The organism is Actinokineospora diospyrosa, from assembly GCF_024171925.1.
In the GTDB taxonomy this organism is placed as follows: Bacteria; Actinomycetota; Actinomycetes; order Mycobacteriales; family Pseudonocardiaceae; genus Actinokineospora; species Actinokineospora diospyrosa.
The window spans coordinates 401751-417176 of the sequence record NZ_JAMTCO010000007.1 but is presented as its reverse complement, the minus strand read 5'-3'; the positions used below and the strand labels follow the sequence as shown (position 1 = coordinate 417176).

Genomic DNA, 15426 nt, shown 5'->3' with positions numbered 1-15426 from the left:
AACGTGACCCGCGGCGGGCGGGGTACGTTCGGTCCCCCCGGACCCGAGAGGGAGGTATAACCGTGCGGAACCGCGAGTACTGATCCCGGCGGTGCGGGGCGAGGCCCCCACCTGAGTCCAAGTCGATCCAGCAGCCCTATCCGTCGAGGAGGAAGCCGCGATGCGCAACCGCGAGTACTGATCCTGGGTCATGCCACCGCCTCCCTCGGTACCGCGGACCTCCCCTGGTGCCAGACGAAGCCCGCTATCGCGCAGCCTATGGTCCCGACCACACCGGCCAGCGCGATGGTCAGCGAAGCGGAACCGAGAGCTTCGGCGAGTAGGCCACCGACCAGCACCGACAGGCCCTGCCCTGCACGCAGGCCGGTTCGGACCAGGCCGGTGGCGCGCCCGGTGACCGCGTCCGGGAGCATTTCGACATAGGCCGACTTGGCGAGGATCTGGTAAGCGGCGCCGAGTCCGGAGATCCCCAACAGCAACGCCGCGAGCACCGGGTGCGGGCGAGCGGCGAAGAAGACCAGCGCACCCAGGCAGACCAGTGCCAGCGGGGCGATCAGCGCGTGTTGCGCGTCCCGCGGTCTGCCAGCCCGGCAGAAGACGTAAGCACCGACGACGAGGCCAAGCGGATCCGCTGCGAGCAGCAACCCCACAGTCCAAATGGGCGCGCCGAGTTCGTGCACCAGAGGTACTACCAACCCGTGTGGCAACACAGTCAGCGCGGCGAACAGCGATAGGGCTACCACCGCGCGCCTACGGCGATCCGGTTGAAGTACACCGTCCCCGGCGACGGCGGCGGTCCTGGCGGCGGGCCGGGGCCGCAGCCCGAACCGCAACAGCGCGGCCGACGCGACGAACGTGGCCGCGTCGATGATGAGCGCGGGTGTGGTCCCCAGCAGCCCGACGACGGCCGCGGCGCCCGCGAGCCCGGCGAGCTGGCCCACCTCGCGCAGCGTCGTCAACCGCGCCTGCCCGGCGGCCAAGTGCTCGTTGCCGAGCAGTACCCGCGCGTGTGCGGTCTGCGCCGCCTTGAACGGCGCCTGCGCGGCCGCCTCCAGCGCGACGCACGCGGCGACGAGCCAGATTGGGGCGCCCGGGATGGCCATCACGGCGACGAACAGCGCCTGGCTGAGCGCGGCGGCGGCCATCACCTCGCGGCGCGGGAAGCGGTCGGCGAGACCGGACAGCAGCGGCCCGGCGACGATGTCGGGCAGGAACGTGAGCGCGTAGGTCAGCGCGGTGAGCGCGGCGGACGAGGTGCGCTGGTAGACCAAGACCGAGATGGCGACCCTGGCGAGCTGGTCACCGGCGACCGACTGCGCCTCGGCGACCCACAGGGCCCGGAACTCCGGTCCCGCCAGCGGTGAGCGCCCACCCATCGTCCCCCCACCCGACATCCGACTCTCTCGCGCCTGCTCGGCCATCTCCTGTCCGGATCACCGCCGACCACGGTACGTCCCCACCAGGCTACTTTCCGCAGAATCGGAAGAGGACAGCCGAACGGAGCAGATACCCACCGATCGGACGAACTCGGAAGAGGGCGTTACTGGTCTATACCTATGCGGTGTCGGACTGTCGGGCGGGCGCGCGGAGCACTAGATTCCTCTCGACAACCGCCGCGCCCGCCGGGAGAACCGGATATTCACCGAGGAGGTCAGGTCCATGACCGAGCAGTCCGGTCAGACACCGACGCTGGACAACCTGTCGACGGAGAGCCGGGTGTTCGCCCCGAGCGACGGGTTCAGCGCGGCGGCCAACGTCGGGGCGGCTGCCTACGAGCAGGGCAGCGCCGACCGGGAGGCGTTCTGGGCCGAGCAGGCCGAGCGGCTGACCTGGGACACCCGCTGGGAGCGGGTGCTCGACTGGGACGACGCGCCGTTCGCCAAGTGGTTCGTCGGCGGCAAGCTCAACGTGGCAGCCAACTGTGTCGATCGTCACGTCGAGGCCGGTCTGGGTGACCGGGTCGCGATCCACTGGGTCGGCGAGCCCGGCGACAGCCGGACGATCACCTACGCCGACCTGCTGCGCGAGGTCAGCAAGACCGCGAACGCGCTCAGCGAGCTGGGCCTGCGGGCCGGTGACCGGGTCGCCATCCAGATGCCGATGGTCCCCGAGGCGATCTACTCGATGCTCGCCTGCGCCCGGCTCGGCCTGGTGCACAGCGTTGTGTTCGGCGGGTTCTCCTCCACGGCGCTGCGCTCGCGCATCGACGACGCCCAGGCCCGGCTGCTGATCACCTCCGACGGGCAGTACCGGCGCGGCGCCCCGGCCCCGATGAAGGACAACACCGACGAGGCCACCGCGCACACCCCGTCCATCGAGCACGTGCTCGTGGTCCGGCGCACCGGCGGTGACGTCAACTGGACCGAGGGCCGCGACGTGTGGTGGCACGACCTGGTGGATCGCCAGGCGGAGACGCACGCGGCGGAGGCCTTCGACGCCGAGCACCCGCTGTTCATCCTCTACACGAGCGGGACCACCGGTAACCCCAAGGGAATCCTGCACACCTCGGGCGGTTACCTCACCCAGGCCTCTTACACCCACCACGCCGTCTTCGACCTCAAGCCGGAGACCGACGTCTACTGGTGCACGGCCGACATCGGCTGGATCACCGGGCACTCCTACATCGTCTACGGGCCGCTGTCCAACGGTGTGACCCAGGTGGTCTACGAGGGAACGCCCAACACCCCGCACGAAGGTCGACACTGGGAGATCATCCAAGAGCACAAGGTGTCGATTTACTACACGGCGCCGACGCTCATCCGGACGTTCATGAAGTGGGGCGCGGACATCCCGGCGCGCTACGACCTGTCGAGCCTGCGCGTGCTCGGTAGCGTAGGAGAGCCGATCAACCCCGAGGCGTGGATCTGGTACCGGGAGAACGTCGGCGCCAACCGGACCCCGATCGTGGACACCTGGTGGCAGACCGAGACCGGCGCGATCATGATCAGCCCGCTGCCCGGGGTGACGCACACGAAGCCGGGTTCGGCGCAGAAGCCGCTGCCGGGCATCTCGGCGAAGGTCGTCGACGACCAGGGCAACGAGGTCGCGCACGGCGGCGGGGGCTACCTGGTGCTCGACGAGCCGTGGCCGTCGATGCTGCGCGGCATCTGGGGCGACAACGACCGCTACCGCGACACCTACTGGTCGCGCTTCGCCGACCTGGGCTTCTACTTCGCCGGTGACGGCGCGAAGTACGACGCGGACGGCGACATCTGGCTGCTGGGCCGGGTGGACGACGTGATGAACGTCTCCGGGCACCGCATCTCCACCACCGAGGTCGAGTCGGCGCTGGTGTCGCACCCGACGGTGGCCGAGGCCGCGGTGGTCGGCGCGAGCGACCCGACCACCGGTCAGGGCATCGTCGCGTTCGTCATCCTGCGCGGCTCGGCGAAGGCGGCCGACGACACGGTGAAGACCCTGCGCGACCACGTGGCGAGCGAGATCGGCCCGATCGCCAAGCCGAGGCAGATCCTGATCGTCAACGAGCTGCCCAAGACCCGCAGCGGCAAGATCATGCGCCGGTTGCTGCGCGACGTGGCGGAGAACCGGGCGATCGGCGACACCACCACGCTCGCGGACTCGGCGGTCATGGACCTGATCAGCAGCGGGCTGAAGACCAACACCTCCGAGGACTGACCGCTCTATAGCGTTCGAGGCGCCTCTTACCCGGTCACCGGGTGGGGGGCGCCTCGTTGCGCAGGGTGGCCAGGAGTTCGGTGATGGCGTGCATGATGCGCTTCATCGCCTCTTCGATGGACTCCCGGTCAGTGCCAGACAGGTCGGATAGGTCTACCGGGTCTCCCGCGACGATGTCGATCGTCTTGCGGGGGAACAACTTGGGGAACTTGGCGGTCGCGGGCAAGAGCCTGTGCGTCCCCCAGTTCACGACAGGGATCACCGGAGCACCGGTCTCCAGCGCCACTCGAGCGACGCCGTTCTTGACCCGCCGTGACGGCCAGTGGTCTTGGTCGTCGGAGAACCCCGCCTCAGGGAAGAACATCACGCACTCGCCGCCCTCGATCGCTTTAACCGCGCCGAGGTAGGCGTGCCGCGCTTGAGCCGTGTTGCGCTCGACGGGGATGTGCCCGCCTCCGGTAAGGACTTTGCCCAGGATCGGGACGCGCCACAGGCTCGCCTTCGCCAGGTAGCGCGGGATGCGACCGGCGGCCAAGGAGTACGCGGTCACGGTCACCGGGTCAGCGAAGGACAGGTGGTTCGACGCGAGCACGACCCCACCGGACTTCGGCAGCTTCTCCGCGCCGCGGAACCGTAGCCGGGTGAACACGGCGAGCAACGGCCAGATCAGATCGATGGCCAGGCTGAACCAGAACCCCCTGCCGCGGCGGGGTACCCGGAACATCAAGGCGACGGCACGCCACGTCGGCATGGGTTTGCTCGAGTCAGACACACCACAATCTTCGGTCATCGGACCGACAGGTCTTGGAGGAACCACCCGGGTTGAGCGGAGAATGCCCGGGTGAGCACCGACAGCGACGCCTTGGTCCCGCACGAGGGTGAGCCGCACCACAACGGACTGGCCGGACGGCTGAACTGGCTGCGCGCCGGTGTGCTCGGCGCCAACGACGGCATCATCTCGACCGCGGGCCTCGTGGTGGGTGTCGCCGGGGCCACCGCGGACCGCACCGCGATCCTGGCCGCCGGGGTCGCCGGGCTGGTGGCGGGCGCGCTATCGATGGCCGGGGGCGAGTACGTGTCGGTCAGCACCCAGCGCGACACCGAGCTGGCGGCACTGCGCAAAGAGGAGCGCGAGCTGCTGGAGATGCCGGAGGCCGAGGAGCGCGAGTTGGCCGACATCTACCAGCAGAAGGGCCTGTCCCCCGAGCTGGCCGAGCAAGTCGCGCACGAGCTGACCTTGAAGGACCCGCTGCACGCGCACGCCGAGGCCGAGCTGCAGATCGATCCGGACAACCTCACCAACCCGTGGCAGGCGGCCTGGGCGTCGTTCCTGTCGTTCGCGGTCGGCGCTCTTATCCCGCTCGTGGCGATTGCGCTGCCGCCGGTGACCGCCCGCGTTGGGGTCTGCATGGCGGCGGTGATCGTCGGCCTGGTTCTAACCGGGTACGTCAGTGCCCGGTTAGGCGGAGCCCAAGCCAGGCGAGCAGTGACGCGCAATGTGGTCGTAGGCGTCTTGGCGATGGTCGCGACCTACTACGTCGGCGTGCTGTTCGGCGTAACGGTGGGATAGCGCGCGGCGGGTTAGGCTCCTCACTAGGTGCGCCGGGAAGTCTGGTCGGCAAGGTAGATCAGCCATGCCTAGGAGTAGCCCTTGCCGCACCGCCGCCGCCCTTCAGCCCCAAACGTGCTTAGCGAGTTCGCCCGCTATCTGCGAACCGAGACCGTCGGCGGGATGGTGCTGCTAGCCGCTGCCGCAGTTGCCCTTGTGCTGGCGAACTCCCCGCTGTCCGGCTTCTACACCGGGGTGCGGGACGCAGTGATCGGTCCGCACGTTCTGCACTTGGATCTGACTGTCGGTGAGTGGGCCAAGGATGGATTGCTGGCGATCTTCTTCTTCGTCGCCGGTTTGGAGCTCAAGCGCGAGTTGGTGTTGGGCGAGCTGTCCGACTTCAAGTCGGCTCTTTTGCCGGTGATCGCGGCGATCGGCGGCATGGTCGTGCCTGCACTCGTAGCGCTGACCATCGCTTGGGGGGATCCACGCGCGAGCGCCGTGTGGGCGGTACCCGTGGCAACTGACATCGCATTCGCGCTGGGTGTGTTGGCGCTGACTGGCTCAGGTATGCCCAACAGCGCTCGAGTGTTCCTCCTCAGCCTCGCCGTGGTGGACGACCTGGGTGCGATCTTGCTAATCGCCGTCCTGTTCACCAGTTCGTTCAACCTGGTCGCGGCAGGCGTGGCAGTGCTTCTGCTCGTTGGGTACTGGTACCTCCAACGCCGCCGGGTCACCTCCGCGTGGATCTATGTACCGCTCGCGATCGCGGTATGGGTCGCAGTGCACTCCTCCGGCGTCCACGCGACGCTCGCGGGGGTGGCACTGGCCTTGCTGACCCGAGTCCGGAAAGACCCCTACGAGAAAGAGGCGCCCGCGCTCCGCTTGGAGCACCGCCTCCAGCCATGGTCGGCTGCGGTCGCCGTGCCTGTCTTTGCCCTGTTCGCGGCTGGTGTGCCTATCGGGGCTGAGGTGCTCGGCAAGCTCGCCGGTGACCGCTTGGTCTTGGCGGTCTTCGTCGGTCTTGTCGTGGGCAAGTTCGTCGGGATCGCCGGAACTGCCTTGCTCGCGGTACGCCTCAAGGTGGCCGTTTTGCCCGCTGACCTGGGCAAACGCGACCTGGCCGCGGTGGCGGTGCTGGGTGGCGTCGGGTTCACCGTCAGCCTGCTCATCGCGGAGTTGTCGCTAAGCGGGCCGGACGCCGAGTTGGCCAAGGCGGGAGTCCTGATCGCGTCCATGGTGGCCTCGCTCGTGGCCGCGGGACTGCTCATCCGACGTGGCCGGGCGCACCGGCGAAACGCGGCGGGGGACCGCCCGCCCGGCCCCCGATGACCGAGCATGGCACGATGACGCAGGTGACCAGCGCGCACGGAAAAGCAGACGGTTCGGGGCTGCCGCAAGTCCCCTCGATCCCCCTCGCTGACGACCGCGCCATCGCGGCGGCGGGCGAGCAGTCCATCGGACACCTGGTCAAGGACGCCACCACCCACCTGTCGACCCTGGTGCGGGCCGAGGTGGAGCTGGCCAAGTCCGAGGTCACCAAGGAGGTGAAGAAGGGGATCAAGGGCAGCGTCTTCTTCATCATCGCGCTGACCGTGCTGCTCTACAGCTCGTTCTTCCTGTTCTTCGCCCTCGCCGAACTGATCGCCGACCTCGGTGTGCTGCGCTCGATCGCCTTCGGTGGCGTGTTCGTGCTGATGCTGCTGGTCGCCGTCCTCTTCGCGTTCCTCGGCTTCCGCAAGCTCAAGTCGCTGCGGGCGCCGGAGCGCACGATCTCCACGGTGAAGGACACCGCTGCCGCGTTGACCCACCGCGGCGAACCCCAGCCCTGAGCGACCCGTCGTGCCCGCCCGCCCGGACCCGTCGAGCGTCCGCATCGATGGCCCGTGGGCGCACCGCGACGTCTACGCGAACGGCATCCGGCTGCACGTGGCCGAGACCGGCGAAGGCCCGCTCGTGCTGCTGCTGCACGGGTTCGGTGGTTTCTGGTGGTCTTGGCGCCACCAGCTGAGCGCGCTGGGCGACGCCGGGTTCCGCGCGGTCGCCGTCGACCTGCGCGGCTACGGCGACTCGGACAAGCCTCCCCGCGGGTACGACGCCTGGACACTGGCGGGTGACGTCGCCGGGCTGGTGAAGTCGCTCGGTGAACCCAAGGCGCATCTGGTGGGGCACGACTGGGGTGGCCTGTTGGCCTGGACTGTCGCCGCACTGCACCCGCGCGTTGTGCAGTCATTGGCGACCTTCTCAGCCCCGCACCCTCTTGCCCTAAGAGGACAAATCCGCCGCACCGCTTTGCGCAGGACCCCACGAAATCAGGCCCGAGCGGTGAAGCACCTGTTCACCGCTCAGCTGCCCATGGTGCCGGAGCGACGGCTCACCAACGACGGTGCCGCCCTGATCGAAGACCGCCTGCGTTCCTGGTCGGGCAAGTACTGGAACGAGCTCCCGGAAGCCGCACGGCGCTACCGGACCGCGATGCTGGTTCCCGGCACCGCGCACAGTTCCCTCGAATACCTGCGGTGGGCGGTGCGCTCTCAGGTGCGCAGCGACGGACGCCGGTTCACTGAGGCGCTCGGTCGCAAGATCGAGGCCCCTGTCCTACAGCTCTACGGCGCTGACGACCCCTGCGTCCTTCCCCGTACCCGCGCTGCTTCCACGCCGTGGATCGGTGGCTCTACCGAGACGCACGAGTTGCCAAAGGTCGGGCACTTCCCGCACGAAGAGGCTCCGGAGACGGCCAGCGCCTTGCTGACCGCCTTCGTGAAGGGCTAGTGGCTCGACCCAGAACGTCGACCACTAGCTAGAACAGCGACCGGTGCCGACCGGCTCGCGCAGCGAGGGGGCCTCGCCGACCTCGGAGCGCACCTCAGCGGCGGTCAGGGCGTACCCGGTCTCCGAGTTGTCCACTGCCGCGCCGAACACGACGCCGATGACCTCGCCGTTCGGGTTGACCACAGGGCCACCGGAGTTCCCGCTTAGGACCTTGGCGCGCAGCGTGAACACGTCCCGTACGACCGTGTTCGCGTCGTAGATGTCCGGGCCTCGCAGCGGGATGCGGTCCCGGATGCGCGCCGCTGCGGCGGTGTAAGGACCGTCGAGCGGATAACCCAGCACGATGCCGTCTTGGCCGCTAGCGGCATCACCTGGCGCGAACGGCAAGGCATCAGCCCTAAGAGCGGGCACGCTCAGGACGGCCAAGTCGGTGGCGGGGTCGTAGTGCACGACTGTGGCGCGCAAGGTCCGGTCACCGGCCTCCACGCTGACCTCATCGGCGCCAGCGACCACGTGCGCGTTGGTCATCACCCGCTGCGGGGCGATCACGAACCCACTGCCCTCCAGCGCCCGCTCGCACGACGGCGCCTTGGCGTTGATCTTCAGCACGCTCGGGCGCACCCGCTGCACCACAGCGCTGGCCTGCAACGCCGGGTCAGGCGGGTCTACCTCCTTGTTCGGCGTCCGGTCGAACGGGTCGACCGCAGCCGGGAACCCGGAGACGTCCAGCAGTTGACGCAGCTCGTTAGGCAGCCCACGCGCAGCCTGCGGCATGACGTCGTTGACGCCACCGAGCACCGCGGAGTTGTTGATGGCCGACGCCAGGCCGGGCAACCCGCCGACGGTGGTCAACGGCAGCGCGATCAGCCACGCCACCACGAACACGACGACGCCCTGCACGACAGCGCCGAGCGCGCTGTCCACCCCGGCCAGCTTCGGCGAGGAGATCTTCTGCCGGATCGTGCGACCGATCCACACCCCGAACGTCTCGCCGAGGGCCACCAGCAGCACGAACACCGCCACCGCGAAGGCCACCCTGGTCGGCGTCGAGTCGATCTGCTTGACCACCAGCGGCGCCAGCTTGATGCCCGCGATGGCACCGATCAGCACCCCGATGAACGCGGGCAGCGCGGTCACCACGCCCTGGCGGGCCCCGGACACCGCGGCCAGCACGGCCAGGGCGATCACCAGCACGTCCACCCAGTTCACGACTGGACCCCCGAACCGACCTCGCGCCAGGCCCGGTCCAAGTCCCGCACGTCACCGGCGTCCCAGGGCCGTTCCCAGCCGCCGACGGCGAGCAGCATGGTCAGCAGACCGGCGGTGAAACCCCAGATCAGCATGCCCGGGGCGGCGAAGGCGGGGCCGACGTAGCCGCGCGGGTGCGACACCCGGAACCGGTTCGCCGGGTCGGCCAGGTGCGCGATCGGGATCCGGGCGACGGCCTGCGTCTCGGCCGCGTCGACCGCGTGCACCGGGCTCGGGTGCTCCCAGTGCGCCAAGACCGGCGTCACGTCGAACCCGGAGACGGGCACGTGCAGCCTGGGCAGCAACGCGACCGGGCGGACCCCGGACGGGTCCAAGCCGGTCTCTTCGACCGCCTCCCGCACAGCGGTGCCCACCGGTCCGTCGTCGCCCGGCTCGGCGCCGCCGCCGGGGAAGGCGACCTGGCCGGAGTGGTTGCCGCCGGTGTCGGCGCGGAGCTGGAAGAGCAGGTCCGGGCCGTCTTCGGCAGTCTCGCCGAGCAGCATCAGCACAGCGGCATCACGAGAGCCCGGGCCAGGAGCAGCGAACCGACGCCACAGACCTAAGTCCAGGTTGGCGGTCGCGGCGACGACAGGACTGAGCCAGTCCGGTAGCCCTACCGGGTCCACCAGCGGTCCATGCGTGCTCATCGGCCCCCTCCGACGTGGCTGACATGGCTGTCCACAGCCGAGCGGACATCGTCGACCGACCGGAACAACCGTGGCTGCGTGATCAACGTGGCCGTGCCGTCCGCTGCGACAAGGTAAGAGGCCGGGAGGGCGTCTGGCACCCGCAGCCCGCGTTGAACCTGCCCGTCACGGTCTAGCAGGTTCGGGAACCGCACGCCGAGTGCGGCCAGGAGCTCTAGCGCGTCCTTGTCCGAGCTCTGCACAGCGACCCCGATGACCTCGACCGCGCCTGGACCCGCCGCGTACTCAGCGAGCAGCGGGAGTTCATCGCGGCACGGCATGCACCAAGTCGCCCACACGTTGACCAGGACGGGTCGCCCCCCGAACACGTTGCCCGCGGTGACCCGCGTTCCGTCGGACAGGCACTCGGCGCTGGCCTCCGCCAGGCCAGGGGCACCGGAGCCGGTGGGGCACGGCTTCAGGGCGGCCGCCGTGCGCTCGGCGGTGAGGTCCGGCCCCGGCCGCGCCGGCGCGGGATCCGAGCCGCGCGGCCACAACGCCACGGTCGCGGCGACCACGAGGATCACCGCCACCAGCACCCACCTCGCGGTCGTGGTCACCCGGTCGGCTTCCCCGGCCGGTAGCCGTCGCGGGTCCGCTCCGCGAGTGAGATCAGGTGGGGTGCCTCGACACCCTTGACGAGCTTCGCGGCCTGCTCGGGCTCGGTAGGTCCATCACCGAAAGACGGGCAGTCGCGATAGAGCAGGCAGGCTCCGCAGGCGGGCTTGCGGGCGTGGCAGACGCGACGGCCGTGGAAGATGACCCAGTGCGACAGCATCGTCCAGTCCTTGCGCGGGACTAGAGCGCCGATCGCGTGCTCGACCTTGACCGGGTCTTCCTCTTCCGTCCATCCCCAGCGGCGGACGAGCCTGCCGAAGTGGGTGTCCACAGTGATACCGGGCACGCCGAAAGCGTTGCCGAGGATCACGTTGGCCGTTTTGCGGCCGATGCCCGGTAGCTTCACCAGCTCCTCGAGCTTCCCGGGGACCTCGCCCCCGTGGCTCTCTACGAGCGCGGCACCGAGACCGATGAGCGAGGTCGTCTTGTTGCGGTAGAAGCCCGTCGGGCGGATGAACTCCTCGAGCTCGGCACGGTCGGCGGCCGCGTAGTCGGCGGCGGTCCGGTATCGCGCGAAGAGGGCGGGCGTGGTCAGGTTGACCCGCACATCGGTGCATTGCGCCGACAGGATCGTGGCCACAGCCAGCTCTAACGGGTTCGTGAAGTCCAACTCACAATGTGCGTCCGGGTACCCCTCGGCGAGCGCGCGGGTCATCCTGCGCACCCGCCTGGTCAGTCCTAGGTCGCGTCCGGTCTCCTCGGCTGCTGGCTGGGGCGGGCGTCGGGTGGTCGGCGGCACCTCGCTAGCCTACGGGCCGTCGGACAACCCCAAATGTGCCCCAGACGTCAACCAGGGTGACACCGGCACCGGGACCGGAGGCGGAACCCCGGGGTCGGCTAGGCGGTAGCGGCTACGGAGCGAGGATCGACGACACATGGCTGTCTGGTTCGTGTTCGCGGTACCTTTAGTGATCATGTTCTTCGCGCTGTTCATGGAGCGCGTGGAAGCCCGGCTGCGGCACGTCGCCGTGCAGGAGACCGACGTCGAGGAGTTCCTCGAGTCGGCGCGGCCGGACGAGGTGCGGGCCCTCTACGGGCACGGCATCGGTCGGGCGCTCGAGCTGTTCCGGCTGCGCAGGCTGGGTGGCCGGGCCGCCAAGCGCGGTCGCCGGGGCGGGGCCTAGGCGCTAAGGTCATGCGGCTGGGTGCGTGAGCAGGCACGTCGCGGGTGGTCTTGGGCCACCACGGCGGCGAGCCGACGGGAGATCCCCGGGCCACGCCCTACACTGTGTGTCGTGATCGACGTCGCGGGAATGCGCTGACGTCGGGTGGAAACAGGAGGACCGAGGTGGATGAGACCCTGGCCCGCGCGGGCATCTTCCAAGGGGTCGAGCCGGCCGCGGCCGAAGCGCTCGCTCAAACGCTGGAAGCCGTGGAGTTCCCGCGGGGGCACGTGATCTTCGCCGAGGGCGAACCGGGGGACCGGCTCTACATCATCCAGTCCGGCAAGGTGAAGCTGGGCCGCAAGAGCCCGGACGGCAGGGAGAACCTGCTGGGCATCTTCGGCCCGTCGGACATGTTCGGCGAGCTGTCGATCTTCGACCCGGGCCCGCGCACGTCCACCGCGACCACGGTCACCGAGGTCCGCGCGGTCACCATGGACCGGCCCGCGCTGCGGCAGTGGATCGCGACCCGCCCGGAGATCGCCGAGCAGCTGCTGCGGGTGATCGCCCGCCGGTTGCGGCGCACCAACGGCATGCTGGCCGACCTGATCTTCACCGACGTGCCGGGCCGGGTGGCCAAGGCGCTGCTGCAGCTGGCGCAGCGGTTCGGCAGCCAGGAGGCCGGGCTGCTGCGGGTCACCCACGACCTCACCCAGGAGGAGATCGCCCAGTACGTCGGCGCCTCCCGGGAGACCGTCAACAAGGCCCTCGCCGACTTCGCCCACCGCGGCTGGCTGAGGTTGGAAGGCAAGAGCGTGCTGATCCTCGACCCGGAGCGGTTGGCGCGACGCGCGCGGTAGAGCTAACACACGAGAAGGCCCGGTCCACTGAGGACCGGGCCTTCTTGTCGCTTTAAGCGCTGTCATGCGACGAGAGGCCGGGCGCCGCCCCCGACGCGGCGCACCGACCTCCCGCTGTCGCGTGAACCATCCCCCGACGGCTCACGCTCCCCGCCCTCCGGACCAGGCCCCGACCCGCTTCCGGAGGGAACTCGTGGTGGGGGTACCCACTCGGGCAACCATCGCACGGTTCCCCACCCCATCCTCAAGTGGTTTCACCCTCAAGGACTCACCTCGTCCCGCTCGCGTTGCCTCGGTTCACGGAGAATCCCCGTCACTGTTACGCAACCGAGACATACCCCACAGGGCGGTGGCGGAAACCACCGGGAAATTACTGGTACGGCCGTACCGGAAAATGCATACTGGTACGCATGTCCCACTCCGCCGGTCTCGCCGACTACCGCGCTGCCCTCACCACCCCGGGCGCTCGGGGGCCCGCGCTCGCCTCGGTGCTGGGCAGGCTCCCGGTGGCCATGGTGGGCTTCTCGATGCTGCTCTACATCCGCGAGACCACCGGGTCCTACGCCACGGCGAGCCTGGTGTCGGCGGGCACCCTGATCGGGCTGGCCATCGGGTCGGTCGGGCAGGGTCGGATCATGGACCGGGTCGGCGCCGCCGTTCCGCTGCTGATCACCACGGCCCTCTTCGGCGTGTTCGTCGGGCTGACCATCGTGGCGACCGAGTCAGGGGCACCTACCGCGCTGCTGGTAGTGCTAGGTGTCGCTGTTGGCACTACCGAGCCGGTGGTTGCCTCCGCCTCGCGAACGATGTGGACGCGGGTCACCCCCGTAGGGCCGATCCGCGACGCGGCGCTGGCCTACGAGGCGATCAGCATGGAGGTCTTCTTCATCCTCGGCCCCGCCATCTCGGGCCTGCTGATCGCGCTGCCGTGGCCGGGGACCGGGCTCGCGGCCGCCGCGCTGTGCATGATCTTGGGCAGCGTGTGGTTCGCCATGACGCACACCATCCGCACGCACCGCCCGGAGCCGGTCGAGCACTCGTCCGGCCTGCTCGGGCCGCTGGCCTACCCGGGCATGCGCACCCTCGCGATCGCCGCGATGGGCTTCGGCGCGGTGATCGGGTTCGTCGAGGTGGCGGTGCCCGCGGCGGCGACCGCGGCGGGCAACACCCCCGCGGGCGGGCTGCTGCTGGGGCTGCTGTCGATCAGCTCGGTGCTGTTCGGCGTGGTCTACGGGATCCGGCCGTGGCCGCGGGCGCTGAACCTGCGGCTGTCGGCGCTGCTCGCCGCGTTCGCCGTGCTGGTCGCGGTGCTGGCGATCCCCACCACCCTGGTGTGGCTGGCGGTGGCGTTGCTGCTGGTCGGCACCATGGTGACCCCGCAGGCCACCACGCACTCGGCGGCGATCGACCTGGTCGCGCCGTCGAGCTCGGCCACCGAGGCGTTCGGCTGGATCATCACCGCGGTCACCCTGGGCCTGGCGCTGGGGCAGCTGGTGAGCGGGCAGCTGGTGGAGCACGTGGGCATCTGGTCGTCGTACCTGGTGGCGACCGGTGTGGGACTCGCCTTCGCCGCGGTGGTCTACGCCCGCCGGGCGACGGTCAGCGTCGCCGCCGCGCCGAACCCGCGAGCGGTGCCCGCCATGGCCTGATCGGGCCTGTGGACAACTTCCGCCGCCTGTCGGTCCCAGCCACTACCTTCACCGCATGGACCTCACCGCCCCCACCGCAGCGCTCGCCGCGGCGGCCGCTGACCTCGTACGACTCGTCCCGGGCAAGCTCGTCGACCCCGTGCTCAGCGGCGTCCTGCTGACGGCGACCGCGGCCGGGGTCGAGCTGGGCGCGAGCGACCGGGAACGCACCGCACGGGTGTCGTGCCCGGCGCTGGTGCACACCGACGGCCAGGTCCTGGTGCCCGCGAAACCGCTGGCCGAGACGCTGCGGGCGTTGACCGAGCCCGAGGTCCGGCTGGTGGTCGAGGGCAACCGGCTGGCGATCCGGGCCGAAGGCGCCCGGTTCGCGCTGCCGCTGCTCGACCACACACTGCACCCGGGCGTGACCTCGGTCAGCGGCTCCGGCGGGGTGGTCTCCGGCGCTTCGCTGGCGACCGCCCTGTCGACCGTCGCCAGCACGGCGGCACGCGACGAGGCCCTCCCCGTGTTCACCGGCGTCCGGCTGCGGTCCGAGGACGACAGGCTCGTCCTGCGCGCGACCGACCGGTACCGGATGGCCATCGCCAGCCTGCCGTGGGCGGCCGACGGCGAGGTCGACGTGATGGTCCCGGCGACGCTGCTGGTCGAGGTGGCCAAGCAGGTGTCGGGCGTGGGCCAGGTGCGGCTGGTGGCCGCGGCCAACCAGTTCGCGGCGAGCTGGGGCCAGACCGCGGTGACCACCGCGGTGCTGGACGGGACGTACCTGAGCGAGACCAAGCTCGCCCTGTCCGATGTGGACACCCGAGTGGTGGTGGACGCGGACGCGCTGGCCGCGGCCACCCGGCGGGTAGCCCTCTACAGCGACGCCAGGGGCGTGGTGAAGCTGGAGGTGGGCGACTCCGAGGTGCGGCTGCGGGCGACCGACCAGAACGCGGGCGAGGCCGAGGAGTCGGTCAAAACCACGGTATCCGGCGGCCGCACCAGCCCGGCGTACCAGTCGCGGTACCTGCTGGACGCCCTGCGGCCGTTCGCCGGTCAGCGGGTGGAGCTGGCGATCCAACCGGGCATGCGCGCGACGGTGCTCACCGCTGTCGACCCCGGGGAGGTGGAGCTGCGGTACATCCTGATGCCGATGCTGCCGCCCAAGGCCTAGCCGGACCACCCACGCGCCCGGGCGGCGGCGGACTCGGTGACCTGATCTTGCCCCTCCCGCGCACCCTCCACGAAGACCACCGACGGCATGTCCCGCGCGGCGCCGAGCAGGGCGGCCAGCTCCGCGTTCCGACCGATCATGGGCGACCTGTT

16 protein-coding genes are annotated in these 15426 nt (G+C 70.0%); 9 read left to right on the top strand and 7 right to left on the bottom strand.

Going from position 1 to position 15426, the window contains the following annotated elements; translation table 11 throughout:
* Positions 1-188: 188 nt before the first annotated feature.
* On the bottom strand, positions 189-1376 hold the full coding sequence (locus LV75_RS15855; RefSeq protein ID WP_253887646.1) for an MFS transporter: 1188 nt from the start codon (positions 1374-1376) through the stop codon (positions 189-191).
* A 283-nt stretch (positions 1377-1659) separates the two neighbouring features.
* Between LV75_RS15855 and acs the strand changes: the two genes are divergently transcribed.
* Entirely contained in the window at positions 1660-3636 is a 1977-nt protein-coding gene (acs, locus tag LV75_RS15850) for an acetate--CoA ligase (protein WP_253887645.1), read from the top strand.
* Positions 3637-3670: 34 nt separating this feature from the next.
* Here acs and LV75_RS15845 read toward each other — a convergent pair whose 3' ends face one another.
* The gene (locus LV75_RS15845) at positions 3671-4387 is read right to left on the bottom strand and encodes a lysophospholipid acyltransferase family protein (RefSeq protein ID WP_253887740.1); all 717 of its coding nucleotides are present in this window, start codon (positions 4385-4387) and stop codon (positions 3671-3673) included.
* 90 nt (positions 4388-4477) lie between these two features.
* Here LV75_RS15845 and LV75_RS15840 point away from each other — a divergent pair, with 90 nt between their 5' ends.
* From LV75_RS15840 to LV75_RS15825, 4 genes are all read left to right on the top strand, one after another.
* A complete protein-coding gene (locus tag LV75_RS15840; RefSeq protein WP_372504180.1) occupies positions 4478-5206 on the top strand; it encodes a VIT1/CCC1 transporter family protein in 729 nt (242 codons plus the stop codon).
* 81 nt (positions 5207-5287) lie between these two features.
* Positions 5288-6517, top strand: coding sequence for a Na+/H+ antiporter NhaA (gene nhaA, locus LV75_RS15835; RefSeq protein ID WP_301319209.1), 1230 nt, complete (start codon positions 5288-5290; stop codon positions 6515-6517).
* 14 nt (positions 6518-6531) lie between these two features.
* A complete protein-coding gene (locus LV75_RS15830; protein ID WP_253887644.1) occupies positions 6532-7017 on the top strand; it encodes a phage holin family protein in 486 nt (161 codons plus the stop codon).
* 10 nt (positions 7018-7027) lie between these two features.
* A complete protein-coding gene (locus LV75_RS15825) occupies positions 7028-7957 on the top strand; it encodes an alpha/beta fold hydrolase (protein WP_253887643.1) in 930 nt (309 codons plus the stop codon).
* 24 nt (positions 7958-7981) lie between these two features.
* Here LV75_RS15825 and LV75_RS15820 read toward each other — a convergent pair whose 3' ends face one another.
* From LV75_RS15820 to nth, 4 genes are read right to left on the bottom strand one after another with little or no spacing between them, the layout of a single operon-like run.
* A complete protein-coding gene (locus LV75_RS15820; RefSeq protein WP_253887642.1) occupies positions 7982-9166 on the bottom strand; it encodes a MarP family serine protease in 1185 nt (394 codons plus the stop codon).
* Positions 9163-9852, bottom strand: coding sequence for an NUDIX hydrolase (locus LV75_RS15815; RefSeq protein ID WP_253887641.1), 690 nt, complete (start codon positions 9850-9852; stop codon positions 9163-9165). Before LV75_RS15815 ends, LV75_RS15820 begins: the two co-directional genes overlap by 4 nt.
* The gene (locus LV75_RS15810; RefSeq protein WP_253887640.1) at positions 9849-10451 is read right to left on the bottom strand and encodes a TlpA family protein disulfide reductase; all 603 of its coding nucleotides are present in this window, start codon (positions 10449-10451) and stop codon (positions 9849-9851) included. Before LV75_RS15810 ends, LV75_RS15815 begins: the two co-directional genes overlap by 4 nt.
* Entirely contained in the window at positions 10448-11164 is a 717-nt protein-coding gene (gene nth / locus LV75_RS15805; protein ID WP_253887737.1) for an endonuclease III, read from the bottom strand. The genes LV75_RS15810 and nth overlap by 4 nt, the downstream gene beginning before the upstream one ends.
* A 220-nt stretch (positions 11165-11384) precedes the next feature.
* On the opposite strand from nth, the gene LV75_RS15800 reads away from it, so the two are divergent.
* The 4 genes from LV75_RS15800 to dnaN all read left to right on the top strand — a co-directional run bounded on the left by LV75_RS15800 (position 11385) and on the right by dnaN (position 15274).
* Positions 11385-11633, top strand: coding sequence for a hypothetical protein (locus LV75_RS15800; RefSeq protein WP_092779188.1), 249 nt, complete (start codon positions 11385-11387; stop codon positions 11631-11633).
* A gap of 164 nt (positions 11634-11797) precedes the next feature.
* A complete protein-coding gene (locus tag LV75_RS15795) occupies positions 11798-12472 on the top strand; it encodes a Crp/Fnr family transcriptional regulator (RefSeq protein WP_018683904.1) in 675 nt (224 codons plus the stop codon).
* Positions 12473-12882: 410 nt separating this feature from the next.
* Entirely contained in the window at positions 12883-14121 is a 1239-nt protein-coding gene (locus tag LV75_RS15790) for an MFS transporter (protein WP_253887639.1), read from the top strand.
* A gap of 55 nt (positions 14122-14176) precedes the next feature.
* Positions 14177-15274, top strand: coding sequence for a DNA polymerase III subunit beta (gene dnaN / locus LV75_RS15785; protein WP_253887638.1), 1098 nt, complete (start codon positions 14177-14179; stop codon positions 15272-15274).
* Here dnaN and LV75_RS15780 read toward each other — a convergent pair.
* Complete coding sequence (locus tag LV75_RS15780) at positions 15271-15414, bottom strand: hypothetical protein (protein WP_253887637.1); 144 nt, start codon at positions 15412-15414, stop codon at positions 15271-15273. The two genes, dnaN and LV75_RS15780, sit on opposite strands and share 4 nt — an antisense overlap.
* Between the last annotated feature and the right edge of the window lie 12 nt (positions 15415-15426).